The organism is Streptomyces sp. NPDC001204, from assembly GCF_053598035.1.
The window spans coordinates 139,605-162,895 of record NZ_JBSFJL010000007.1 but is presented as its reverse complement, the minus strand read 5'-3'; the positions used below and the strand labels follow the sequence as shown (position 1 = coordinate 162,895).

23 protein-coding genes are annotated in these 23,291 nt (G+C 66.7%); 18 read left to right on the top strand and 5 right to left on the bottom strand.

Annotated elements, in window-relative coordinates; all coding sequences use genetic code 11:
• Positions 1 to 31 precede the first annotated feature (31 nt).
• From ACWC91_RS12710 to ACWC91_RS12680, 7 genes are all read left to right on the top strand, one after another.
• Positions 32 to 214: a hypothetical protein gene (locus ACWC91_RS12710; RefSeq protein WP_450640321.1), complete on the top strand. Its 183-nt coding sequence runs from the start codon at positions 32 to 34 to the stop codon at positions 212 to 214.
• A 55-nt stretch (positions 215 to 269) separates the two neighbouring features.
• Complete coding sequence (locus ACWC91_RS12705) at positions 270 to 1,067, top strand: SAM-dependent methyltransferase (protein WP_450640319.1); 798 nt, start codon at positions 270 to 272, stop codon at positions 1,065 to 1,067.
• Between the two features lie 11 nt (positions 1,068 to 1,078).
• On the top strand, positions 1,079 to 1,834 hold the full coding sequence (locus ACWC91_RS12700; RefSeq protein WP_450640317.1) for a hypothetical protein: 756 nt from the start codon (positions 1,079 to 1,081) through the stop codon (positions 1,832 to 1,834).
• Positions 1,831 to 2,709 (top strand): hypothetical protein, encoded by an 879-nt coding sequence (locus tag ACWC91_RS12695; RefSeq protein WP_450640315.1) that lies wholly within the window; start codon positions 1,831 to 1,833, stop codon positions 2,707 to 2,709. The genes ACWC91_RS12700 and ACWC91_RS12695 overlap by 4 nt, the downstream gene beginning before the upstream one ends.
• Entirely contained in the window at positions 2,706 to 3,422 is a 717-nt protein-coding gene (locus tag ACWC91_RS12690) for an ABC transporter ATP-binding protein (protein WP_450640314.1), read from the top strand. The genes ACWC91_RS12695 and ACWC91_RS12690 overlap by 4 nt, the downstream gene beginning before the upstream one ends.
• A complete protein-coding gene (locus ACWC91_RS12685) occupies positions 3,419 to 4,183 on the top strand; it encodes an ABC transporter permease (protein WP_450640313.1) in 765 nt (254 codons plus the stop codon). The genes ACWC91_RS12690 and ACWC91_RS12685 overlap by 4 nt, the downstream gene beginning before the upstream one ends.
• A gap of 332 nt (positions 4,184 to 4,515) precedes the next feature.
• Positions 4,516 to 5,049 carry an NUDIX hydrolase gene (locus ACWC91_RS12680; RefSeq protein ID WP_450640311.1) on the top strand — a complete coding sequence of 178 codons (534 nt, stop codon included), beginning with the start codon at positions 4,516 to 4,518 and terminating at the stop codon, positions 5,047 to 5,049.
• Here the strand turns inward: ACWC91_RS12680 and ACWC91_RS12675 are convergent.
• A complete protein-coding gene (locus ACWC91_RS12675; RefSeq protein WP_450640309.1) occupies positions 5,027 to 6,367 on the bottom strand; it encodes a hypothetical protein in 1,341 nt (446 codons plus the stop codon). The genes ACWC91_RS12680 and ACWC91_RS12675 overlap by 23 nt on opposite strands.
• A 112-nt stretch (positions 6,368 to 6,479) precedes the next feature.
• Here ACWC91_RS12675 and ACWC91_RS12670 point away from each other — a divergent pair, with 112 nt between their 5' ends.
• From ACWC91_RS12670 to ACWC91_RS12660, 3 genes are all read left to right on the top strand, one after another.
• The gene (locus tag ACWC91_RS12670) at positions 6,480 to 6,722 is read left to right on the top strand and encodes a hypothetical protein (RefSeq protein WP_450640308.1); all 243 of its coding nucleotides are present in this window, start codon (positions 6,480 to 6,482) and stop codon (positions 6,720 to 6,722) included.
• A gap of 253 nt (positions 6,723 to 6,975) precedes the next feature.
• Complete coding sequence (locus ACWC91_RS12665; protein WP_450640306.1) at positions 6,976 to 7,419, top strand: glycine-rich domain-containing protein; 444 nt, start codon at positions 6,976 to 6,978, stop codon at positions 7,417 to 7,419.
• Between the two features lie 70 nt (positions 7,420 to 7,489).
• On the top strand, positions 7,490 to 8,332 hold the full coding sequence (locus ACWC91_RS12660; RefSeq protein WP_450640304.1) for a protein kinase: 843 nt from the start codon (positions 7,490 to 7,492) through the stop codon (positions 8,330 to 8,332).
• A gap of 1,595 nt (positions 8,333 to 9,927) precedes the next feature.
• Here ACWC91_RS12660 and ACWC91_RS12655 read toward each other — a convergent pair.
• Positions 9,928 to 10,356, bottom strand: a complete 429-nt coding sequence (locus tag ACWC91_RS12655) for a GntR family transcriptional regulator (protein ID WP_450644004.1) — start codon at positions 10,354 to 10,356, stop codon at positions 9,928 to 9,930.
• Positions 10,357 to 10,522: 166 nt separating this feature from the next.
• On the opposite strand from ACWC91_RS12655, the gene ACWC91_RS12650 reads away from it, so the two are divergent.
• The 6 genes from ACWC91_RS12650 (at position 10,523) to ACWC91_RS12625 (ending at position 15,463) form a co-directional block, all read left to right on the top strand.
• Positions 10,523 to 10,882 (top strand): hypothetical protein, encoded by a 360-nt coding sequence (locus tag ACWC91_RS12650; protein ID WP_450644003.1) that lies wholly within the window; start codon positions 10,523 to 10,525, stop codon positions 10,880 to 10,882.
• The gene (locus tag ACWC91_RS12645) at positions 10,879 to 11,166 is read left to right on the top strand and encodes a hypothetical protein (RefSeq protein ID WP_450644002.1); all 288 of its coding nucleotides are present in this window, start codon (positions 10,879 to 10,881) and stop codon (positions 11,164 to 11,166) included. Before ACWC91_RS12650 ends, ACWC91_RS12645 begins: the two co-directional genes overlap by 4 nt.
• A gap of 2 nt (positions 11,167 to 11,168) precedes the next feature.
• Entirely contained in the window at positions 11,169 to 12,569 is a 1,401-nt protein-coding gene (locus tag ACWC91_RS12640; protein WP_450644001.1) for an FtsK/SpoIIIE domain-containing protein, read from the top strand.
• A gap of 48 nt (positions 12,570 to 12,617) precedes the next feature.
• Positions 12,618 to 13,325: a DUF2637 domain-containing protein gene (locus ACWC91_RS12635; protein ID WP_450644000.1), complete on the top strand. Its 708-nt coding sequence runs from the start codon at positions 12,618 to 12,620 to the stop codon at positions 13,323 to 13,325.
• A gap of 150 nt (positions 13,326 to 13,475) precedes the next feature.
• On the top strand, positions 13,476 to 14,957 hold the full coding sequence (locus ACWC91_RS12630) for a replication initiator (protein WP_450643999.1): 1,482 nt from the start codon (positions 13,476 to 13,478) through the stop codon (positions 14,955 to 14,957).
• Positions 14,954 to 15,463, top strand: coding sequence for a hypothetical protein (locus ACWC91_RS12625; protein WP_450643998.1), 510 nt, complete (start codon positions 14,954 to 14,956; stop codon positions 15,461 to 15,463). Before ACWC91_RS12630 ends, ACWC91_RS12625 begins: the two co-directional genes overlap by 4 nt.
• Before the next feature lie 76 nt (positions 15,464 to 15,539).
• Here the strand turns inward: ACWC91_RS12625 and ACWC91_RS12620 are convergent, their stop codons facing one another.
• Positions 15,540 to 17,099 carry a recombinase family protein gene (locus ACWC91_RS12620; RefSeq protein ID WP_450643997.1) on the bottom strand — a complete coding sequence of 520 codons (1,560 nt, stop codon included), beginning with the start codon at positions 17,097 to 17,099 and terminating at the stop codon, positions 15,540 to 15,542.
• Positions 17,100 to 17,207: 108 nt separating this feature from the next.
• On the opposite strand from ACWC91_RS12620, the gene ACWC91_RS12615 reads away from it, so the two are divergent.
• Entirely contained in the window at positions 17,208 to 18,851 is a 1,644-nt protein-coding gene (locus ACWC91_RS12615; RefSeq protein ID WP_450643996.1) for a DNA repair helicase XPB, read from the top strand.
• On the opposite strand, the gene ACWC91_RS12610 is transcribed toward ACWC91_RS12615, so the two are convergent.
• A complete protein-coding gene (locus tag ACWC91_RS12610; protein WP_374113889.1) occupies positions 18,806 to 19,996 on the bottom strand; it encodes a glycosyltransferase 87 family protein in 1,191 nt (396 codons plus the stop codon). The genes ACWC91_RS12615 and ACWC91_RS12610 overlap by 46 nt on opposite strands.
• Positions 19,997 to 20,013: 17 nt before the next feature.
• On the bottom strand, positions 20,014 to 20,199 hold the full coding sequence (locus tag ACWC91_RS12605; protein ID WP_225074592.1) for a hypothetical protein: 186 nt from the start codon (positions 20,197 to 20,199) through the stop codon (positions 20,014 to 20,016).
• Positions 20,200 to 20,671: 472 nt separating this feature from the next.
• Here ACWC91_RS12605 and ACWC91_RS12600 point away from each other — a divergent pair, with 472 nt between their 5' ends.
• Positions 20,672 to 22,645 carry a HelD family protein gene (locus ACWC91_RS12600; RefSeq protein WP_281157496.1) on the top strand — a complete coding sequence of 658 codons (1,974 nt, stop codon included), beginning with the start codon at positions 20,672 to 20,674 and terminating at the stop codon, positions 22,643 to 22,645.
• Positions 22,646 to 23,291 lie beyond the last annotated feature (646 nt).

Sequence of the window (23,291 nt, the reverse complement as noted above, 5' to 3'; positions counted from 1 at the left end):
TTGGATTCACTCAGAGACGAGGAGAACGAGCATGTCGATCACTTCGACCGCTACGACTGGCGCAGTCGACACCTCCGCGCGTGGACTCGACGTTCAGCCTGGGACCGATGAGATTCCGGTTCCTGTGTATGTGCCGACCATCGAAGAAACGATCAAGGCGAGCGGCGCACACGCGACATTCTGGGATGAGCGGACCCCCGAGGTCACGGCCTGACCGTAACTCCGGTATCTCAAGAAAGGCTCCCCGGGTGCGGCTAAAGCGTGAAGATATGGCTGTGCCCGATGCCGCGGCCGACCTCTACTTGGTCGGCCTCGGTATCGGGGGTTTTGACCGCCGAAGTGTCGAAACCGATGAAATACTGAGGACAGCAAAAAAGATTTTTCACCTGACGGCATATCACCAGGAACTGTTGAGTTTGTCGAACGGCGAAGTCATCAGCCTGGAGCAGGAGTACGCGCAGGAGGGTAGTCCGCGCAGCGCATATCGCGGGATGGCAGATCTCGTTCTCAAAGAAACGGCTGCCCTAAGGGGCAAAGACCATGCCTGCTTCCTGACGTATGGACACCCGCTCTTTCTCGTGGACTCGGGTTGGATGCTCCTTGAGATGGGCGCGAGCAGCGGCATATCCGTGAAGGCCGTTCCCGCAACCTCATTCCTGGATGCCGTGCTCCCCGATATGGGAGCGCGCTTTGATTGCGCAGTGCAACTGTATGAAGCGAACCTATTCGTCCAGTATCGCATCGAACCAGATACCCGAATACCCTTGATGCTTTCGCAATTCGGATCTTTCGGCATTGAAAGGTTGCGACAGCGTGACAATCTGTACGGACGTACCGAACCTTTGACGGCTAGACTGAGAGAGATTTACCCACCAGACCGTGATGTCTCACTAGTCCTGTCGGCTTGGCGATCTGATATGGCCCCTCAAATTGTTCACGCGACTATCGCAGAAATCGATACGCTGGTTACTCGCAGCCACAGCGGCACAAGCCTTTACATATCAGGGAGTGAACCGTGGACACGCCCGGGAGAGGGTTGGACTCGGACTACATACAGATCCGAATGAACTTCTGGGGCGTGAGCGTCGATCTGTTTGTCCCTAGCGAGAATGACGCTAAGCACTTTTCCTACTACTTTCAAGACTACTTGGTTCCGTCACTCGACACTTCCCCTCAATTGAGCATCGCCTTTGAGTCCACTTCAGGCGAGTTCAATCGGGCAAAAGAGGGCGTAAAACGGAAGCTCCATATCAAGCAAGGCGCCGATTCGTGGGTACTGTACGACGAATATGAATCCGCACCAAGCTTACCTACACCTTTTCCGCCCTTCGCCTTGACGCCACTGAAGGATAAAATGCGCAGCTTTCATGCGAGCGCAGCGACCATTCCAGGTTCACCGGATAAGGCACTTCTTCTCCACGGGCCATCTCGGTCCGGTAAATCAACCCTGTTACTAGAGCTTCTAAAACAGGGATGGTCCTTCATCTGCGATGATACCGCATTGGCCGGCGAAGAAGGCGAGCTCTATTCTTATAGCCGTCCGATTGGTGTTCGGGAACGCACTCTGAGAGTGCACCCTTGGATCAGCCAGTATCTCACTTCAGCTCCGAGCTTTCTTACCTCAACTGGTACTACGTGGGCTGTCCACCCGAACTCACTTCCAGTCTTACGCGGGCCTTCCTGCACCAAGTGGTTCGGGACAGTTCACCTCTCTTTTGCTTCAGAATTCTCCATCAGGCGACTATCTGAGCACTCCTGGTCGATTTCTATGGATCCTGCCAAGCACACGGCACGTGCGGCTGATTCCCTAGAGCAAGAAACGCTCGGAGTGTGAATACGATGGAGGATCTATACTTCAACTTCTACGAAGTTGTGACCAAGCTTTCCGTATCGCCAGCCGACATCGACGATGCCCTCTTTTATTTTGGAAATCAGCGCATTGCCCCAACGGGCGATGACCAGGTTGAGGTGCACGTTTCGCTTCAATGTGCGGAATGGCCAGAGCGAGGTTTTTTCGAAAGCCTACTACGAAAAGATGGTCTTTCGAAAAGAATTTCCCTCGCGGGAAACGATGGATCTGGCTGGAGAAAGCTGCTCGACCACTCCTTCACCGGATGGTCCGATGTACCTACACCGCTTCCACCGTTCCGGCATTCCTCGTTGTGGACGACTCATGCCGTTGGTGCAGGGTGTTGCTTAAGGCTCGCCAACGGCGTCGGAGTCCTGCTAACGGGACACAATTACGTAGGCAAGACTGCTACTGCTTTAGCCTTGTGTGGGCGAGGCGCACGATTGGTTAGCGACAGTATAGCTATACTGGACCTGAAAAGCGGAGAGTTCAAGAGACATGATAGCCCGCTAGGCTTCAGGCGCGAAAATCGACGGGCTAATATGGAAAAGATTCTAGCAGCCGGCTATCGGGAGACAGTATCGCCGGACACTGGTCTGGTACTGCTTTGCCGCCCCCAAGATTTCCTCGGAATGGAGAACCTTGGCAGCGTGCAAGTCGGAATGATCGTTCTGTTGGCCCGAAAATCTGGTAATGGCAATACGCGAGTCTATCGCAGAGCGACAGAAGCGATGGGATGGTTCTCTGGTGCGGAACGTAAGTACATACAGAAATTATTGCCTTCAGAGACAACAGTATTGGAATTTTCCGAGACAGCGACTCCAGATGAGCTAGCTGACGCGATTTTGGATCTTACGTGAGCAAACTACTGACAGTGCGCGGCTTGCACAAGACATATTCTGGTATGGACGTGCCAGCGGTAAAGAACGTATCCTTCTCACTCTTGCCCGGCGAAGTTGTTGCGCTCATTGGCCACAACGGTGCTGGCAAGTCCACGCTATTTGATCTGATAGCGGGAATGCAGCGGCCTGACGAGGGGCGAGTGCTGAGGCAGATCGCGCCAGAGGATTTCGGCTGGTGCCCCCAACGCGAGATTATCGACTGGTCCTTGACCGTGCGTCAGAATATCGAGTTGGGACTTTCCTTTCGAAATGGCTCCTTTCGCGGAGTGAAGAAGCAGGCCCAGGAGATATGCGGCGTGTTGGGCCTTGAAAAGGTAATAAATCGCCAAGCGGAAACGATCTCTGGCGGAGAACTCAGGCGTTGTCAGATAGCGCGCGCTATCGTGGGAAGCCCACGGCTGATGGTCCTGGATGAACCCACGACGGGGCTAGATCCTGATGCCGTGAAAAGAGTTTTCGAGCACTTCAGGGAGAGCGCACAAAGTGGAGCTTCGGTCCTGATTAGCACGCATGACACGTCACGCTTTGCAGAATACTGTACGCGGGTTGTCGCCATTAAGGCTGGCTCCATTTTGGCTGATATGTCGACGGAGGAATTTCTGAGTTCAACGCCGGGCTCGTCGGACTTGTGGGACGGCTATAGGGCCCTGATAAAGGAAAGTGTGGAGTGAAAGCTTCTCGGCCTCTTATCGCTGTGCGGTTCCACTTTGCCTCTATGTGGAACTGGCGACAGGTTTACTATGGACGCCTTATTGAGCCTCTAACCTACTTTATCTTCCTGGCTGTCGGTGTTAGCGGCGCGCTCGCATCTGCCGGTGGAGAGCAGGGCGAAAGATACATGGCCTTCGTGGTGCCGGGAATGTTCGCACTACTGGCTTTCCGTTCAGCCACTGCGGCAATGGCCGATGTTTCCAATGATCGCAAGTGGGGAGTTTTTGCTTTTTATCGAATTTACGGAGGAAGTCCCTTCGGGTACATCCTGAGCATCTTGCTTGTACTCGACGGAATGTTCCTTTGCCAGCTGTTAGTGATTCTAGCTTTAGCGTCAGCCTTGGGTGGACTGAACCACGTTTCGATGGCCGACCTATTCGCTTCTATATGCGCAGCAATATTGGTTGATTTCGGGTGGATCGCTGCTGGTGCAGCAGTCGGAACGAAGGTGCAGTCATATTCCACTCGAAATTTCATCATCTCGGTTACCACATTACCAGTGGTCCTGGCCGCGCCGCTGTTCTATCCAATAGATTCAGCTCCGGTGTACTTGAAAATCGTTGCGCATGCTGACCCATTGACATATCAGGTGGGTTGGCTTCGTTCGATTTGGAGTGGATCGCTAATTGGGTTGCTCTGGGCCGCCACATGGGCAGTCGTTGTTTCAGGAATAGCCATCACCATGCTGCGTACGGCTGATCTGTTGACAACAGAGCGGTGAACGACGTCTCAGGATGTTCTTTCGCCTTACGAAAGCATCAACACCCGCCCTCGATGGGGGCGGCCCCACCCCGTTGGCACAGCGCAAGGCCAGCGCTGTGCCGGCCGTAGCGTGTACGAGGTTCCGTTGGCGCGGTTCGAGGAGAGTGCTGGTACCAAGCAGCAGCCGCCTTGACAAGCGCAGGTCCGCTTCCTGCCAGACGGTGCGCCCACCCACCCTGGTCGGCTCACACCCGGGTGAAGATATCGTCACCCCGACGCGAAAAGTCGCGAACGGTCCCTCTGTCAGCGTAGGTCTGAGATCCTAGAGACCGATCGAGAGGGGCCGCAGGCATGGAGTGGAAGACCCACGGCGAGCGACAGATCTACACCAACAAGTGGGTGAATCTGTGTCTGGTCGACGTCCAACAGCCAGACGGGCGCAGGTGGGAGTACCACGTCGTTCGCCTCCGGCACCTGGCCGTGGCTGCCGTGGTCAATGATCGCCAAGAGGTCCTGATGATGTGGCGGCACCGCTTCATCACGGACTCGTGGGCCTGGGAGCTGCCCATGGGCTTGGTCGAGGAGGGCGAGACCCCGGAGGAAGCGGCAGCCCGCGAAGTCCTGGAGGAGACAGGCTGGCGCCCCGGTCCCATCAAGCCCCTCATCTACGCCGAGCCGGCCAACGGCATCACCGACTCGCAGCACCACGTCTTCCGCGTGGACGGCGCGACCTACGCCGGGCCGCCCACGGAAAAGAACGAGTCCGACCGCATCGAGTGGATTCCCCTCTCAGAGGTTCGAGGCATGATCGACCGTCGGGAGATCGTGAGCAGTGGATCGCTGGTGGGCCTGCTGTACCTGCTCATGGACGAATCGATCCGCTGACGGGTGGGAGGAGTTCCCGTAGCCGCGCCTCGAAGGCCAGAGCTACGGGCTCCTGCCTGTGCGGGGCCAACTGGTCGTAGAACTCCTTGAGATGGCCCGCCACGCGCTCTGAGGCGACCGCCGACGCGGGTACCAGGGCTTGCGTGGCGGTGTGGCATGCCTGGTCGAGCTTGCCCTGGTCCAGCTGCGTGCGGGCCAGCCAGAACGAATGGAACGCGCGCCCTCGGTGGTTGGTGCGGTCCTCTCGCCGCAGAGCCTCCGCGATCAAGGGTTCGGCGGTCGCTGCTTCGCCCAGTTGGCCATGGGCAATGCCGGTGTCCACGATGAGCTTCGGTTCATCGAAGTAGGTCACCCATGACGGGTCCGGGTCGCTCGATCTGATCTGCTCGAAGTGGCGGTGCGCTTCACCGATCGCCCGGTGAGTGTCGGCCTCGTTCCCGAGGGTGGCGTGGGCGAACGCCTCCCGCATGGACAGCATCGACAGGACGCGCGGGGTCGTACCAAGAGACGACCGCGCTTGGTCCTGGGCGGCCGTCACCAGGGCCATAGAATCCGCGGGCTTGTCCTGGTAGGTGGCCTGCAAGCTCATGCAGGCAAGGACGTTGGCCATGAACTGACGGTCGTCGATTTCCTTGGCCAGTCGCAGGGCCTCGGTGAAGTACGCGCGGGCCTGGTTGTACTGGCGGGCGTCGAAGTAGGTCCAGCCGGTGAGGCGCGCCAGCTCGGCCGCGATGTTGTACAGGCCGTTCTGGATGGACGGTGGCCGGTTCTCCTCCAGGAGTCCAACGACATACCGGAGCTGGCCGACGATGGCCGGCCTCAGCGCCTCGCCGCCGTGCTGGTCGTCCCGTCGCCAGTAGTCCTCGATGGAGGAGCGGAAGGCTTCAAGTGTGGCTGCGCTGAGGCTTGTTCGGCTGGTCAAGGCCAAGACGCTGTCCACATCGGGACCCGGTAGAGACGCGGGGGTCTGCTGCTCGGGCTCGCGTACTTGCGGTACCTTTCGCTCGGCGACCACGAGGGCCTGAGGCGTCTCCCACACTCGGCGGGCAAGCCCAAGCATGTGTCCTGGGATGCGCAAGCCGTCCGCGATGCGCTCGATGACGTCCATGTGCTGCAACTGACGTTGCCCTGAGATCACTTCGCCGACACGGCTGGGGGTCAGCTCGCAGCGCCGGGCGATCATCGAGGGGTAGATACCCGCCTTGGTCTTCACCAGGCGGAAAACTCTGGCGAAGTCCCGCACCCGACACGCATCGATCATCTCGGGATCGGTCAGCAGCCGGGCAGGCAGTTCCTGCGGCCGGTCGGCGTCGGGCATCGGGCAGGCTCCCCACTGCGAGGGCTACGCAACGTCGCTGGATCTCTACTTGCCGCGATGTTACCCAAGTTGGGTAATCAGCCTGACCTTTTGGCGGGGTCGCCGGATCGCGATGCTCCTGTGCATGGCGAGCAACCAGCAGACCAGACCAGGCATCGGTGAACTGGCGAAGGACAGCGCCAGGGGACGTATCGGCGTCGTCATGGGTGAGGTCGGCGGCCGTGTGCAGATAAGACCGATCGGCGGCGGCACGGAGTGGGATGCCCTGCCGGACAACGTGGTGGCGCCGAGTGCGCGGGAGGAACTGAGCGCACGCCTGGCCATCCGGAACGGCAACAGTCGGGACGGGCTGTGATGCGCGCCATCGGCCGGTACGCCGGAGTCCTGTTCATCATCATGGTCAGCGGGTCGTGCGGCCTGGTGATCGGCATGGCTCTCGCCATCGGCCAGTAGACCGGCCGCCCCGAACGGGTGCCAGTTCCCCGGCTCCCCCCTTCCCCGTTCGGGGCCGGCCATCCAAGCCCGCCTCCTGGTCGTCCGTGGGCCAAGGGTCGGTAACCGATGCGGGCGGCAAGTGCCACGCACCGCCACACACGAGGAGTTTTCGCATGACGGCAACGGCGAACGATCAGAGGACCGGTCGCGCGGTGGCTGGTGAGGAGCTGTTCGAAAGCCTCGCCCACTTCGTGGTCGTCCACAACGGGCAGTCGCCCGAGCGTGCCGAGCGGATCGCGGACCAGGCGGTGGCCTTCGTGGTCACCGCAGCTACCGCCATCGTCCCCATGGTCCCGTCGGATGACGTGGACCTCGGCCTGCACGCGCTCATCCTGCACACGAAGGAGTACGCGGCCCTGTGCGAGCGGTACGCGGGCCGCTTCCTGCACCACAACCCGGCGCCGGGCGGTGGGGCCCGCGACCCGCAGAAGGTCGCCGCCTCCGCGCATGCCATGAAGGCGGCCGGGTTCATGGTCTTCGACGACCTGTGGATCGTGGACGGCACGAACCTCGCGCAGTGCGACTCGGACTGCGGCCGACCGTACGGTCGGGCGTAGCACACGACAGCAGCGATACGGCCGGTCTCGACTCGTGGTCGGCCGCGTTCGCCTGGAAGGAGAAGAGACGTTGCCCGGGTCATCCCCCGAACTGCCGATCGTGGTGCTCGACGCGCTCATGCCCACGGCTCAGCGCCTGGTCGTGAACCGCCGGGGCTCCACGGTCTGGGAGGTGGAGAGTCATCGAGGCCACTACGCCGTGAAGCTTGGCCATCCGATCGAAGCCACGGCCGACTGGCCCGCTCAGCCCTGGACCGCCCTCGCACCCGCACGCGAGGGGGCCGTGCTGCATCGCCTCGGCTTCGATGACTTCGCGTACGGCGAGTGGCAGCGCGGGACGTGGAACTTCCAGCCGTGGCATGAAGGGCCCGACCTGTACCAACTGTGGGAGCCCTGCCGTAGGCAAGACTCGGCCATCGAGCCGCACGCCGAGGTGGCGTTGGGGTGTGTCGAGGCGTTGGCCGAACTCCACGCCAAGGGCTGGGCACACGGTGACGTGCAGCCCACCCACTTCATCGTCGGGGTGGAACGGACCCACCTCATCGACCTCGCCCTAGCGAGGGGCGGACACGTACCTGAGGGCTACGACTTCCCGTTCCGCGGCTGCCTCGTCCACTACGAGGCGCCGGAGATTGCGCGCAGCGTGCTCGCCACGGGGGAAGCCGAGCCGACGCAGGAAACCGACATCTACGCCCTCGGCGCCTCCCTGCTCATCTCGGCTACCGGCTGGCGGGCTGTCGAGTACCCGGACGACGCTCCGCGCTCTGTCCAGCGAGAGGCCGTGGCCGACGGCGGGCGCCGACCCGTGAAAGCACCCGGTGCGCTGGGCGAGCTGATCGACGCGATGCTCAGCCACGCGCCCGAGGATCGGCCGACCATCTACGAGGTGGGTAAGGCCCTGAGCTGCCTCTGAGGCGCCGGTTCACCGACGCCGCTCGTATGGCCAAGGCCAACAGCCAAAGACCGGACCACCCCTCAGCCTGGACAGCACTCCGGGTGGTCCGGTCGCGGAATCCCTGATCAGGACCCCGGTGCCGATGGTACCGGGGCAGTTGGCGTGCTCGGATGCGGGTGCTGCTGCAACACCGGCCTCATGTTGTGGAGTTAGAGAGGGTCCTGACCTGAGCCACCGAAAGTCAGCCACGACGGCGGGTGCGCCGAACGAGCACCCGTCACGTGTGTTTCCAGCAACCACCCGCCGGCCTCAGCCACGCTTCTTCCATTCGTCACGGCCCTCGCCGCCATCCCGGCCTGGGCGTTGTCGAGGCAGATGCCTGACGAAAGGGTCTGCTTGCGGCCTTGGGGCTATCGGGTTGGGAGGTGCAGCCCGGTTTGCATGGTGGGGCCTCGCTTGGTCGGTGTCGGCCTGGTCCTGGTGCTCGGACTGGTCGGGTTGCTTCCTGGTCTGGCTGTCCGCCTTGGCGTTGCTGCGCGCTGAGCGGGTGGGGGCCGCCGGAGCGGTGGCGGAGACAAGGAGCGGCGGCGGCCCTTGGCCGCCAGCGCGCGGACCGCCGTAGGCGGGCCGCCTTGATCCAGTAAAGAAACTCTGAACAGCTCCGCTGCTCTGGGCCCGTGGCCGGCCATGCGCCCATGCGATGCCCTCGCCTTCCCAATCCGCTCCGCGCCTCCGCAACCGCTATGGATATATATGGGCACATTGCTACCTATTTGCTCCGGCGGTCGGCGAACTTTATCCACAGGCAAATCGGTCCAGGGTTGGAGCTGTGGAAAACGCACGGCAAATCGCGCTCACCGTTACCTATCCGTGACCTTTGGACTGTCACACCCGGGCGGATTTTTGTACCTGGTAGCAGGTGAGGGCCGGGAATCGGCGGTGCATGCGAGCACAAGCAGAGGGGCGGACGAGATCTCGCACGAGAAAAGCAGCGGAGTGGCGAGGGTCACATTTGCTCGGGGTCACACCAGACCCGAAAGCGAACCTCTATAGGCGCCCCTCGACGTGAGGGGCGGAACATAGCCGACGATCACCGGTTAGCCAAACCGGCGATTCTCCGGACCATTGATGTTCCTCGGCGTGAACGAAGGGAGATGTGTGGTGTTGGCCGCAAAGCGTGGGGGCGGTGTGGTGTCCGTTCGGATTCGAGCGGAGCGCGCCGCATGCAATCCCTCCTCGCCTCGCCGTGGGCCTGGATCTCTCGGTTCGCCCTGTTCGCCGAGTGGGCGCCAGTTGGTTATGCCTCCCGCCATGCGGGCCGCGCAGAAAGGTTCTTGCCCGCTGGACGGGAGCGTGAGGCCGGGGCCTTCGAACGTGTCCGGTCGGAGCGGTAGACCTGACTCAACAGGCGCGATGACCGCTGGTTGGTCTGCGCGAGCAAGCCCGGATTCGGCTGGCTCTGGGCGGCTCGATGGGATGCAGGGAAATGGCACGGAAGCAAGGCGGGGAGCGGAAAATGACCGAGCGTGAAATAGCCGTGCTGGATGCGGAGTTGACCGACGTATGCGCGGCGGTTGCCCGGTTGGATGCAATGGTGCAGCGGTTGGCGACGGCTATTTCCACTGCTGTGCCTCCACGATCTCCAGAAGCCGAGTCACCGTGTCCTCAAGCCGCTTGATGTCGGCCTTCATGGCCTTCATGTCCTCGGCGAGTGATTCCGCGCTGGGGCCGGGAGCGTCGTCGGCCGTTTCGAGCCGATCCTCTCGGCTCTGCCCGCCGGGGACTGCTTCGGCCGGCGCGATGACGGCGCTGTTGCGAACGAAACTGCCCCGACCCTGAACGCTGTAGATCAGCCCTTCACTTTTGAGGAGCCGTAGCGCGTTCTGCACGGTGCTGCTCGCGATCCCGTACCGATCCTGGAGGGCGCGGGCAGAGGGCAGCTTGTCACCGGGCTTCAGTCGGCCAGTGCTGATCTCTCTGCGCAGGACCTCGGCGGCCTGTACGTAGGGCGGCCGAGAGTCGTCTTCGAGCGGCAGTGTCATGCCCGCAGGATACGGCGCTTACCCCACACGCGATACACCCGCGTCACCCTTGCGTCGCGTGTGTAGCGATACACCCGGTGTGCGGGTGTTGCGCGTGTAGCGGGTGTTGTGGTTATGTAGTGGTGCGGCCGGACCTACCGGCCCAACTCGAAAGGAAGTGCTCCCCATGGCTCGTATCCGTGTTGGCCTGCTCCCGTCGGCGTCGTTCATGGTCGGCAACATGGCCGTGCCGAAGTACGCGGACGCCGAGAAGACCCAGTTCGCGACCGACCGTGAGACCGGCGCGAAGCTGTTCACGATCACCCTCTTCTTCATGGAGGAGGACCGCGCAGAGGCCATGAAGATCACCGTTCCGGAGACCGGTCTGCCCAACGGCCTCAAGCCGGGTGTGCCGGTCATGCCGGTGGAGCTGTTCGCCACCCCGTGGGCCCGGATCTTCAACGGGTCGCTCTCGGACGGCATCGCCTACCGCGCGGACCGTCTCGACCTGGTCGGCGGCTCGGCCCCGGCCGCTGAGTCGGCGTGAGCGGCACCGACTTCTCCCGCACCGGCCGCGACACCCGGCTTCACAGTGTCGCGGCGGTGTGGGAGAGGGCGGGCTTTCAACCCGCGTCGGCTCTTCGCCATGCGGAGATCTGCCTGACGCTCGCCGGTCACGACGACAGGGTTCGTCTCGTCGCGGCGATGTGGGCGAACCACGGATTTCCGCCTGCTGACGCGGTCCAGCGCGCGGAACTCTGCCTGATCCTCGCTGCGCCCACACCCGACGACCGCACCGCAAACCGGAATCGAAAGAAGGAAGCGAAGTGACCGTGAACGACGTGAGTGAGGTGATGGGCTACGCCCCGGCCCTGATCGGGGTGGGCCTGGCGGGCCTCGCCGTGTGGGCGCTGGTGTGGGTCGTCCGCTACCTGCGGGCCGATGCCATGACCCGGCAGTCCATCCGGCAGGCCGTGCGGGTGCGGCGGACCTGGAAGCGGCTCGCGCAGATGCTGAAGCTGTGCGCCATCGACAAGTTGCCGACCGCGTTGGCTTCGCTGTCGAACGCGGACGGCAAGCCCGTCAAGCCCCGCGTTCTGGTCCCCGCGCTGAAGGTGACGCATGACGCGTACGGGGTGATCGCAAGGGCGGGCTGCCTGCCCGGGGTCGGCCTGGAGCAGTATCAGAAGGCTGCCCCGCACCTGGCGGACGCCTGGCGGTGCACGCGCGTCGCTGTCACGCAGGATGAGCCGGGCTCGGTCGTCATCCGGGGCGTGCGGCTCGATCCGCTGAAGTTCCCCACCGAGCATCGTCCCACGGGCAAGGTGCCGGAGAAGGTAGCCCAGTTGGATCTGGGCGTGGACGAGTACGCCCAGCCGGTGTCCGTCGACCTTCGGCACGTGACCGGTATGGGCGTGGCCGGCCTCCCCGGCAAGGGCAAGACGTCGCTGATCAACAGGCTTCTGTCCGACTGGGCGCCCGCGCCGTGGGTTCAGTTCGCCTGCGCTGACGGCAAGGTGTCCGCCGCGTACGAGGGTGACTATGCCGACTGGGTACGGCGCATGTTCGCCTTCGTGGGCGATGATCTCGAAGAGGCCAACAAGCTGTTCCGTCGGCTGGTGGACCTGCGGCGGGTGCGGTCGACCCTGGTGCGCGATGCGCTCGGGGTGAAGTCCATGTGGGACGTGGACCCGTCCGAGAAGTGGCCGCTGGTCGTGCTGATCATCGATGAGGCGCACACCTACTTCCGCGACCACAAGGGAAGCGATCCCAAGACCAAGAGGCTGGCCGCGCTCGCTGCCGAGAACGCCCGGCTCGTGGAAGACCTCGTCAAGAAGGGCCGCTCGGTGGGCATGCTCGTCATCCTCGCCACGCAGAAGAGCACGGGCGACGCCATCCCGACCTTCATCCGCGACGTGTGCCCCATTGGCCTGAGCTTCGCGCAGAAGACCGCCGAAGCCGCCGTGGCGGCCCTCGGTGAGGATATCCGGGACTGGCCGGACGCCAACCCGATCAACCTTCAGGACCCGGCCTACGTCGGCGTCGCCTCGATGAACCACCAGTCACAGCCCGGCTTCACCCGCATCCGTACCCCGTACGTGCCGGACGAGTGGGCGGCCGAGATCGCGCACAACACCGCCCACCTGACCGCCGACCCGGCCGACCTGCTCCCCACCGTCGACCTCACCAAGACCGACCCGGACGACGACGGCTCCACGCCGATCGCGGCCTGACGACCCGGCGGCCAACACCCCAGCCCTGTGAGAGGAGGTGAACACTCAATGTCTGAGGACCGGATCACCCAGCGCACCGTCACCGTGGTCATGGGCATCATCGCCCTCCTGGCGTTCGTCTTCTCCTTCGGCAACGTCTGGGCCCTGGCCCTGCGCCTGGGCGTCCCCGCCCCCATCGCACCCCTGATCGCCCCCATGGTCGACCTGTCCGTGGTCGGGCTCCTGGTGGCCCTGCGCTACCTCTCCCTGCGGGGCGTCCCGCCCGAGCAGATGAAGGCGGCCACCCGCCTCATGCACGTCTCCGGCCTGCTCACCCTGGCCCTCAACATCGCCGAACCCATCACCGCCGCGCACTACGGCCGCGCCGCCGTGGACGCCGTGGCCCCGCTGCTGCTCCTCGGCTGGGGAGCGGTCGGCCCCCAGCTCCTGCGTTCCTTCCACGCGGTCACCACCAAAGCAACCGCCCCGACCCCGGCTACCGAGAAGGAACCGGCACAAGAGCCTGACCCGGCCCCCGCCCAGCTCGCTCCCGTCGCGGCGTCTACCTCGCCCGTCACACCGGAACCGACCCCGGCCCCGATCGCTCCGGCCCCCACCGTACCTGCGGTGAAGGTCCCCGAGCCGCTGCTGACCGAAGCACGCTCCATCGCCGCATCCCACCAGGCCGAGCACGGAGAAACGATTACTCCGGCCCAGCTCAAGAGGCGACTCGGCATCGGCCTGCCCATGGCCACGGCCCTTCACGCCGCTCTGTAGAGCCGCGTTCTCCCCGCCGGCCTTCCGGCACCACCCACCTCGGCCGCCCCTGGGCCCGACCTGCCATGCCTGCGGGCAGCAGCCCGAGCGCACTGAATCGCTGCTGCCCGCAGGTCCCACCCTCGCGCCGGAAAGGAGACCCCGCCACCCATGCGCCGCCCCCTCGACCTGCGCCACGTGATCAGCCCCGGCCTGCGGGATCTGATCGAACTGGCCAACACCCACGACTTCGACCGCGTACAGCAGCAGGTACGCGACCTGCGCGGCTGCACCAGCCCCGTCAACCTCCACGGCTGGACCGTCACCACTGACCAGACCACCAAAGAAGTGGTCCGCTCCTACCGTTCCGAAGACGAACCCTCCGGACGCCTGCTGACCACCTGCGGCAACCGCCGTTCCTCCCGCTGCCCCGCCTGCTCCCGCGTCTACGCCGCCGACACCTACCACCTGATCAAGGCCGGGCTCTCCGGCGGCAAGAACGTCGCCGAAACCGTCCGCGACCACCCCCGCGCCTTCGTCACCCTCACCGCCCCCTCGTTCGGCCCCGTCCACAACCGCCCCACCACCGGCGCGGGCAAGCCCCGCCCCTGCGCCTGCGGCGACACCCACGCCGAAGATGCCCCCGAGCTCGGTACCCCCCTGAACCCGGCCACCTACGACTACACCGGCGCCGTGCTCTGGAACGCCCACGCCGGACAGCTCTGGGCGCGCTTCACCACCTACCTGCGCCGTGCCCTCGCCAAGCACCTCCGCATGACGCAGAAGGCCCTGAACCAGGCCCTGCGCGTCTCCTTCGCCAAGGTCGCCGAGTACCAGAAGCGCGGCCTGGTCCACTTCCATGCCGTGATCCGCTTCGACGGACCCGACGGCCACACCACCCCGCCCCCGCCCTGGGCCACCTTCGACGCCCTGAGCGCCGCCGTGGGCCTGGCCGTGAAGAGCGCTCGGCTCACCATCGAGTCCGACGCCATCGGCGAACGCGTCATCGCCTGGGGCGGCCGGTACAAGGTCGACCCCATCACCGCCCTGGGCGACGGCGAACTCACCGACGCCCGCGTTGCCGAGTACACAGACGCCAAGGTCGCCGGATACGTCGCCAAGTACGCCACCAAGAACGCCGAAGGCACCGGCACCGTGGACCGCACCCTGATGTGCCGCCCCTGCGCCGGACGCGGCTACGTACGCGGCCCCGACCGCTTCCACGACCGGTGCGCCGACTGCGACGGCACCGGACAGGCCGAACCCATCAAGGCCCTGCCCGTGCAGCAGCACGTACGGCAGATGATCCGCACCGCCTGGGTCCTCGGCCACCTGCCGGAGCTCGCCCACCTCAAGCTCTGGAAGTGGGCCCACATGCTCGGCTTCCGCGGCCACTTCTCCACCAAGTCCCGCGCTTACTCCACGACCCTCGGCGCACTCCGCGACGTTCGCCGTGCCTGGCGTCTCGCCCAGGCCGAAGCCGCCCGCGCCCGCGCCGGCCTCCCCGCCACCGACGAGACGACCCTCGTCACCGCCTCCTCCTGGACCTACCTCAGCAGCGGCTACCGCCCCGGTGAGGAGTTCCTCGCAGCCCAGGTCCGCCACGACATAGCCCACACCCAACGCCTCAAGCAGGAGGGGGATTTCTCATGACCAACCGCAAGACGACGTTCGTCGGCCGCTTCCACTGCGGCCAAGGCTCCTGGCGTGTCTCCACTGGGACTGAGGAAGTCGCCACGGTCATCGGGCAGCTCTTCGGCAGGCAATCGCCGTCCCACGACAGCCACGAAGCCGACCACTTCGAAGTGCTGCCCCGCTCAACCTCCATGCGGGTCGTCATCTCCGGACCCGAATCCATCAAGGCCGGCCTGCTGACAGCCGCACCCCGCTATGAACCCCAGCCCAGTACTCGCCTCTCGTTCCGCCTCGCCGACGCACACGCCCTCGGCGGCTTCCGCCTCAGTTCCCCCTCATGGGACCTGGCAGCGTCCGTCCCCACGCTCAGGAAGGCACTGTCCGAGACGGACGGGGACGCCCTCTGCGAACTCGTCGCAGAGACAGTCGAGTTCACGACCCGCGACGGTGCGGCGCTGTCGTATTGCCGCCCTTCTATCAAGGTCATCGGCCCTTGGCACAACCTCGACCAGCACGCCGCCTGACCTGAACGCAGACAGCGACGCCCCCACCTGACGGACGAGGTGGGGGCGCCGCTGCGTGTGGCCGGTGACTTCGGCGTCAGCCCTGGCTGTCAGCCGCCTGGGTCTCCTGTTCGCTCTCCTTCGCCGCTGCCGCCCGCCGCATGTGCCCTTCCTCGCCGAAGTACACCGACAGACGCGACGTGTCCAGCTTCTTGCCGCCACGGCGCGCGGGTGCCACCTCAACGTAGCCGCCCGCGTTCAACAGCAGATCTCGCTTACCAGCCACGTCCGAGCGCTTCCACTGCTCGGCGTGCGTCTCCCCGGTCGGCTCCGCCTTCACACCGCCCGGCTTCGCCGTTCGCTGCCTCTCCTTCAGGGTCGCCAGTCGCTCTTCCAGCTTGGCGTACTGCTCCGCGTACCGGATCGCTCCGTCGTCGCCTCTGAACAGGCCCCGGTCGTAGCGATCCTTTTGCAGGTCGGCCAACGCTTCCTCGGCCTGCCTGATCTGCGGGCGGAAGTCCTCGCCCACCTCCTGGACCATCCGCATCACGGAAAGGTGCCCGTACTTCGCGAGGAACTGCTCGGTGACGTGCTCCTCGGTGGTCACCCCCGCCACGGTCGGCCCGTAGCACTTCACGCCCGGCATTTCCCTCCCCTTCGCCGCCCGCTGGCGGTACTTCAGTGGGCCGATGCACCGGTACCGAAGCTGACCGTTGCGCCCGCTGAAGGTGTACATGCGCTCACCGCAGACTCCGCAGTGCATGATGCCGCGCAGCAGCGACGTACCCTCCCGGCGCTTCTCACCGGGGTTGGCCCGGCGCTCCAACTCGTCCTGGAGCGCTTGCCAGGTGTCCGTATCGAGGATCGGCGGCCGGTTGACCAGCGGCAGGCCGTCCGTCCGCAGGATCGGCTTTCCGTCCTCGATGACCTGGCCGAGCAACTGGGGGTTGCCCAGCAAGCTCCGCAGCGTCGTCGTGTACCACTGCTTGGAGTCGCTGCGCTTGCCCGTGGTCTGGCGTGAGGAGTGGCCGGGCGACGGGACGCCCTCCTTGTTGAGGTCGTTGATGATCTGCATAAGCGAGTCCTTGGTCAGGACCCGCTCCACGATCCGCTTGATCGCCTTAGCCTCGTCCTCGTTGACCGCAAGGACCTTGCCCGCCCCGTTGGGGTTGGGGACGACCATGTACCCGTACGGGACCCGACCGCCGGTGTAGCGGCCCTCGCGGCGCAGGTGCTCGTGCGCGCTGGACACCCGCATCCCGATGGTGTCGGACTCCAGCTCGGCGAAGACCGCGATCACCTTCGCCATGGCCCGGCCCATGGACGACGTGAGGTCGAGCGGCTCTGTCGCCGACGCGAGCGCAACGCTCTGGTGCTCGGCGAGTCGCATGATCTCCGCGAAGTCGACCGTCGAGCGCGCAAGCCGGTCGATCTTGAAGAACACGATCACGTCCAGCTCGGCGAGCCTGGTCAGGATGCGTTGCAGTCCCGGCCGGTCGAGCCCGCGTGAGAAGCCCGAGACGTCGATGTCCTCCTCGGCGGCCACGACCTCCCAGCCGCGTGCCTCGCACAGCGCTTCACAGGCCGCGCGCTGGCGTTCCGGCGAAGTCGTCTCGTCGGTTTCGCGCGATAGGCGAACATAGATAGCGGCGCGCATCCCCGGCGCGCTGGCCGGGACGCCCTTCCGGCGTCGGGCACGGGGCATAGCCCGTGCTGTGACAGGCGTTGGTTCTGTCATGAGACGACCTTATCTCCGGAGGTATGTGTGTCCTGCCTAATCGTCCAGTCGGACAAGACCCTGCTTCTCGAGGTCGACCACGAGCAGGCCGACGAGTGCCGCCGGGTCATCGCGCCGTTCGCCGAGCTGGAGCGGGCACCCGAGCACATCCACACCTACCGGGTCACCCCGCTCGGCCTGTGGAACGCGCGCGCCGCCGGGCACGACGCCGAGCAGGTCGTCGACGCCCTCGTGCAGTACAGCCGCTACCCCGTGCCGCACGCGCTGCTCGTCGACATCGCCGAGACGATGGACCGCTACGGGCGGCTGACCCTCAGCAAGCACCCGGCGCACGGTCTGGTCCTGACCACCACCGACCGGCCGGTCCTGGAGGAGGTGCTGAAGTCCAAGCGGATCGCTCCGCTGGTCGGCGCCCGCATCGACGCGGACACGGTGGCCGTGCACCCCTCCGAGCGCGGGCAGATCAAGCAGACCCTGCTGAAGCTGGGCTGGCCCGCCGAGGACCTCGCCGGGTACGTCGACGGCGAGGCGCACCCGATCGAGCTGCGCGAGGACGGCTGGGCGCTGCGGCCCTATCAGAAGCAGGCCGTGGAGAACTTCTGGCACGGCGGGAGCGGTGTCGTCGTCCTGCCCTGCGGGGCCGGCAAGACGCTGGTCGGCGCCGGCTCGATGGCGCAGGCGAAGTCCACGACGCTGATCCTCGTCACGAACACCGTCTCGGCCCGGCAGTGGAAGCACGAGCTGGTGAAGCGGACCTCGCTGACCGAGGACGAGATCGGGGAGTACAGCGGGACCAGGAAGGAGGTCCGCCCGGTCACCATCGCCACCTACCAGGTGCTGACGACCCGGCGGAAGGGGATCTACCCCCACCTGGAGCTGTTCGACTCCCGGGACTGGGGACTGATCGTCTACGACGAGGTGCACCTGCTGCCCGCGCCGGTCTTCAAGTTCACCGCGGACCTCCAGGCCCGGCGGCGGCTGGGACTGACCGCGACCCTGGTGCGCGAGGACGGCCGCGAGTCGGACGTGTTCTCCCTGATCGGCCCCAAGCGGTTCGACGCGCCCTGGAAGGAGATCGAGGCGCAGGGCCACATCGCGCCCGCCGACTGCGTCGAGGTCCGGGTGAACCTGACCGACTCCGAACGACTGGCGTACGCGACGGCCGAGACGGAGGAGAAGTACCGCTTCTGCGCGACCACCGCGACCAAGCGGAAGGTCACGGAGGCGATCGTCCGCCGCTTCGCCGGGCAGCAGATCCTGGTCATCGGCCAGTACATCGACCAGCTCGACGAGCTGGGCGAGCACCTGGACGCGCCGGTGATCAAGGGCGAGACGTCCAACGCGCAGCGCGAGAAGCTCTTCGACGCGTTCCGCGAGGGCGAGATCAGCGTGCTGGTCGTGTCGAAGGTGGCGAACTTCTCCATCGACCTGCCGGAGGCCACGGTCGCCATCCAGGTCTCGGGCACCTTCGGCTCCCGCCAGGAGGAGGCTCAGCGCCTCGGGCGGGTGCTGCGCCCGAAGGCCGACGGCCACCAGGCGCACTTCTACTCGGTGGTCGCCCGCGACACGATCGACCAGGACTTCGCCGCCCACCGCCAGCGCTTCCTGGCCGAACAGGGCTACGCCTACCGGATCATGGACGCCGACGAACTGCTGGCGGAGGAGGCCTGACCCTCCCGGGGCCCGCCGGACCGCCGTCTGCGGAATTCCAGCGCCACCGCCATGAGCAGGGCCAGCCCCAGCAGGGGGTAGGGCGAGGCCAGGGGCTGCTGCCACCAGGACAGGTGCAGCTCCACGCCCTTGTTGGGGACCATCCACAGGGTGCGGGCGGTGAACAGGACCACGGTGACCGCCGCCCAGACGCGGCGGCCCTCGGCCAGGAGTACGGCGATCAGCGGGACGCACCACACCCAGTGGTGGGACCAGCTGATCGGTGAGACGAGCAGCGCGGTCAGGCCGGTCAGCAGCACGCCCCACCGCTCCCGCCGCACCCGGCACGCGAGCCACAGGCCGGCGACGGCCACCGCGACGGCGGGCAGCATCCAGGCGAGTCCGGGCGACGGCTCCCCCAGCAGCCGGGCGACCAGGCCCTGGAGCGACTGGTTGGCGATGATCCACGGCTTGCCCACCCGGTTGGTCTCGAACAGACGGCGCGTCCAGTAGTCGACGCCGGCCGCGGGCAGCACGAGTGCCCCGACGGCGACCGTCCCGGCGAACCCGGCCACCGCCGCGGCCGCCTCGCGGCGCCGCCCCCGCAGCAGCAGGTACACGATGAAAAGGCCCGGGGTGAGCTTGATGCCGGTCGCGACGCCGATCAGGACACCCCTGCCGCGGGCTCCGGGCGGCCTGGTCAGGTCCCACAGGACCAGGCAGATGATCGCGAGGTTGATCTGCCCGTACACGAAGGTCTGGAAGACCGGTTCGAGCCAGACGGCCGACGCCGTCGCGGCACACACCGCCGGAAGCCCGGCCCGGCGCCCGGCGAGCCGCGCGGAGAGGTGGACGAGCCAGGCGAGCAGGAGCGCGTTGCCCGCGAAGAACGCCGCCTTCAGGGCCGCGGCGGGAAGCCACACCGCCGGCACGAACAGCAGGGCCGCGAACGGCGGGTACGTGGCCGGAAGACGTCCCTGCGTGACCGTGAAGCCGTACAGGTCGCGGCCGTGGACGACCGCCGCGCCCTCGGCCTGGTAGACCACCGCGTCGGGCATCTGCACCCGCTGCACCGCGAACAGGACCGCGAGGGCGGCGAGGGAGACGACGAGGAGGGCCAGGGCGAGTGCCGCTGGTGACCGGACCATCACCTTCCGTGCTGTCACGGACCGACCCTAGTTGCTCACTTGTGGCGTACGCCCGCCTCCTCGCCGTACTCGCCGAGGACGACCACGTCGAACAGGGCGCCCGCGAACACCTTGACGGCGTGCAAAGCGTCGCCCAGAACGTGATGACGGGGGCCGTCCTGGACAGCCGTGGCGCCGGCCGGGCGAGCGGCGGGAGCCGGGTGGATGGTTGCTGCGCTCATGTCTCCATGGTGGATCCGGGGGCATAGGACCGGCATCGGTCCACGGACCGGGCCTTCCTGCCTCCGAGTACCCCTCTGGGGGGACCTCTGCCCCTGCGTCCGGCGGACGCGAACCCCTAGGGGAAGGCGATCACGGCGCCTGGGCGGGCCCGGAGCGGGAAACCGGTTGGCCTCCGCGCGTAGCCGCGTCCTAGAATCCACCCTCTTGCCCGCCTCCCCTCACGGAGCGCCGCCGTCCGGTCGGAAACCGGTCGGCAGATCCCGCCGCCGCGCGCGGCGCAGCCACACGGCACCACCCCACGGCGCCCGCCCGCCCCGAAGGCCTTCCGGAGGCACCCCCTTGTCGTCCCTGTCGTCCTCGTCGTCCTCGTCTCCCGCGTCTCCCGCGTCGCCTTCGCCCTCGTACGTGCCCGCCGACCCCCTCGCCCGCGAGCGCGCCCACCTGTCCGCCTCCCGCGCCGCACTGCGCGCCATGCGCGAGGACGTGGAGTCGCTCGACATCCGGGACGTCACCGCGAACTGGGTCAACGCCGAAGTCCTCGCCCGCCAGATCGACGAGCGCATCAAGGCGCTGGCCGACCTCAGCGACACCCCGCTGTTCTTCGGGCGGCTCGACTACCTGCACGCCCCGGGCGCGGACAGGGCGGAGGGCGCCGAGGGCGAACGCTTCTACATCGGGCGCCGGCACGTGCACGACGGCGAGGGCGACCCCATGGTCATCGACTGGCGCGCACCGGTCTCGCAGCCGTTCTACCGGGCCGCCAGGAAGGACCCGATGGACGTCGCGCTGCGCCGCCGCTTCGGCTACACCGGCGGCGACCTCACGGCGTACGAGGACGAGCACCTGTCCGACCCGGCTGAGCCGTCGGGGGCCGCCACCACCAGCAAGCTGCTCCAGCAGGAGATCGAGCGCCCGCGTGTGGGCCCGATGCGCGACATCGTGGCGACCATCCAGCCCGAGCAGGACGAGATCGTGCGGTCCGGGATGTCCGGCACCGTCTGCGTCCAGGGCGGACCCGGCACCGGAAAGACCGCCGTGGGCCTGCACCGGGTCGCCTACCTTCTCTACGCCCACCGCGAGCGGCTTGCCCGCACCGGCACCCTCGTGATCGGGCCGAACCGGTCCTTCCTGCACTACATCGAGCAAGTGCTTCCCGCGCTCGGCGAGTTGACCGTTCAGCAGGCCACCGTCGGCGATCTGGTGGCGCATGTGGAGGTGCGGGGCGCGGACGAGGCGGCGACCGCGATCGTCAAGGGCGACGCACGGATGGCTGAGGTGCTCCGCAGGGCGCTGTACTCCCACGTGACCATGCCCACCGAACCGGTCGTGGTGGTGCGCGGCTCGCGGCGCTGGCGCGTCCCGGCGTACGAACTTGAGGACATCGTCCGGGAGTTGCTGGACCGTGGCATCCGCTACGGCGCCGCCCGCGAGGCCCTGCCGCAGCGGATCGCGCACGCCGTGCTGGTGCAGATGGAGCGGGCGGGCGAGGCCCCCGACGACCGTGTGCAGGACGCGGTGGCCCGCAACGCGGCGGTCAAGGCGGCCGTCAAGGCGGTCTGGCCGCCGGTCGACCCGGCGAAACTGGTGCTGCGGCTGCTGACGGACGCGGACTTCCTCGCGGAGCACGCGGACGGGATCCTCACCGAGGAGGAGCGCAAGACGCTCCTGTGGGCCAGGCCCGTGCGGTCGGTGAAGTCGGCCAAGTGGTCCGCCGCCGACGCCGTGCTGGTCGACGAGGCCGCCGACCTGGTGGAGCGGACCCACTCCCTCGGGCATGTGGTCCTGGACGAGGCGCAGGACCTCTCCCCCATGCAGTACCGGGCGGTCGGCCGGCGCTGCACCACCGGCTCCGCGACCGTCCTCGGCGACCTGGCCCAGGGCACCACGCCGTGGGCCACCCGCACCTGGGAGGAGGCCCTGGCCCACCTCGGCAAGTCCGACGGCCTGATCGAGGAGCTGACGGCGGGTTTCCGCGTGCCGACGGACGTCATCACGTACGCCTCCCGGCTGCTGCCGCACATCGCCCCCGGGCTCGCCCCCGTCGCGTCGGTGCGCGAGAACCCCGGCTTCTTCGAGATCCGTACGGCCGCCGGGGACGCCGACGTGGTCTCCGCGTGCGAGGAGTTGCTGCGCAACGAGGGCTCGGTCGGCCTGATCGCCGCCGACGCCCGCGTCCCGGCCGTGGCCGAGGCGCTGACGGCGGCGGGCCTGCCGTACCTCGCCCCCGGCGAGGAGACGACGGCCGAGACCCGCCTCACCCTGGTCCCCGCCTCACTCGCCAAGGGCCTGGAGTACGACTACGTCGTCCTCGACGAGCCCCAGGCCGTCGTCGACGGCGAACCCGACGAACGCACCGGCCTGCGCCGCCTGTACGTGACCCTGACCCGAGCGGTCTCGGGCCTGATCGTCACCCACACGGCCCCCCTGCCGGGTCAGCTGTCCTGAGCCCCGCCGGGCTGCTGAGAGGGCGGGTCGGCGGGGGCGGGGGCAGCGGGGCTGGTTTCCTCGCCGGTCACAGCCGAACCGGGCGCGACGGGACGCGGCACGGCGGGACTGGGCACGCCGCCGGGCGCGGCGGAGCCGGACATGGCACCGGGCGCGGCCTGGCTGGCCCCATCAGGGCCGGGCAGGTCGCCGGCCGCAGCAGGGCGCGGGGCGGCGGGACCGGCTGCGCCGCCGAGCGCGTCACGGCTGGCCCCAGGGGCCGGGCAGGTCGCCGGGCGCAGCAGGGCTGGCCTCAACGGGGCCCGGTGCGTCACCGGGCGCAGCGGAACGCGGCACGGCGGGACTGGGCACGTCGCCGGGCGCGGCCGAACTGGACGCGGCGGCGCCGGACGTGACGCCGGACGCGGCACCGCTAGCCCCATCAGGGCCGGGCAGGTCGCCAGGCGCGGCAGCGCTGAACCCGTCAAGGCCCGGCGCGTCACCGGGCGCAGCGGAACGCGGCACGGCGGGACTGGGCACGCCGCCGGGCCCAGCCGAACTGGACGCGGCGACGCCGGACGTGACGCCGGACGCGGCACCGCTAGCCCCATCAGGGCCGGGCAGGTCGCCAGGCGCGGCAGCGCTGAACCCGTCAAGGCCCGGCGCG

What these genes read in the sequence shown, in the direction of transcription:
- ACWC91_RS12710 (WP_450640321.1), top strand. Translation starts at nt 32, where the DNA reads ATGTCGATCACTTCGACCGCTACGACTGGCGCAGTCGACACCTCCGCG.
- ACWC91_RS12705 (WP_450640319.1), top strand. Translation starts at nt 270, where the DNA reads ATGGCTGTGCCCGATGCCGCGGCCGACCTCTACTTGGTCGGCCTCGGT.
- ACWC91_RS12680 (WP_450640311.1), top strand. Translation starts at nt 4,516, where the DNA reads ATGGAGTGGAAGACCCACGGCGAGCGACAGATCTACACCAACAAGTGG.
- ACWC91_RS12675 (WP_450640309.1), bottom strand. Translation starts at nt 6,367, where the DNA reads ATGCCCGACGCCGACCGGCCGCAGGAACTGCCTGCCCGGCTGCTGACC.
- ACWC91_RS12670 (WP_450640308.1), top strand. Translation starts at nt 6,480, where the DNA reads ATGCTCCTGTGCATGGCGAGCAACCAGCAGACCAGACCAGGCATCGGT.
- ACWC91_RS12665 (WP_450640306.1), top strand. Translation starts at nt 6,976, where the DNA reads ATGACGGCAACGGCGAACGATCAGAGGACCGGTCGCGCGGTGGCTGGT.
- ACWC91_RS12655 (WP_450644004.1), bottom strand. Translation starts at nt 10,356, where the DNA reads ATGACACTGCCGCTCGAAGACGACTCTCGGCCGCCCTACGTACAGGCC.
- ACWC91_RS12650 (WP_450644003.1), top strand. Translation starts at nt 10,523, where the DNA reads ATGGCTCGTATCCGTGTTGGCCTGCTCCCGTCGGCGTCGTTCATGGTC.
- ACWC91_RS12635 (WP_450644000.1), top strand. Translation starts at nt 12,618, where the DNA reads ATGTCTGAGGACCGGATCACCCAGCGCACCGTCACCGTGGTCATGGGC.
- ACWC91_RS12630 (WP_450643999.1), top strand. Translation starts at nt 13,476, where the DNA reads ATGCGCCGCCCCCTCGACCTGCGCCACGTGATCAGCCCCGGCCTGCGG.
- ACWC91_RS12625 (WP_450643998.1), top strand. Translation starts at nt 14,954, where the DNA reads ATGACCAACCGCAAGACGACGTTCGTCGGCCGCTTCCACTGCGGCCAA.
- ACWC91_RS12620 (WP_450643997.1), bottom strand. Translation starts at nt 17,099, where the DNA reads ATGCGCGCCGCTATCTATGTTCGCCTATCGCGCGAAACCGACGAGACG.
- ACWC91_RS12605 (WP_225074592.1), bottom strand. Translation starts at nt 20,199, where the DNA reads ATGAGCGCAGCAACCATCCACCCGGCTCCCGCCGCTCGCCCGGCCGGC.
- ACWC91_RS12600 (WP_281157496.1), top strand. Translation starts at nt 20,672, where the DNA reads ATGCGCGAGGACGTGGAGTCGCTCGACATCCGGGACGTCACCGCGAAC.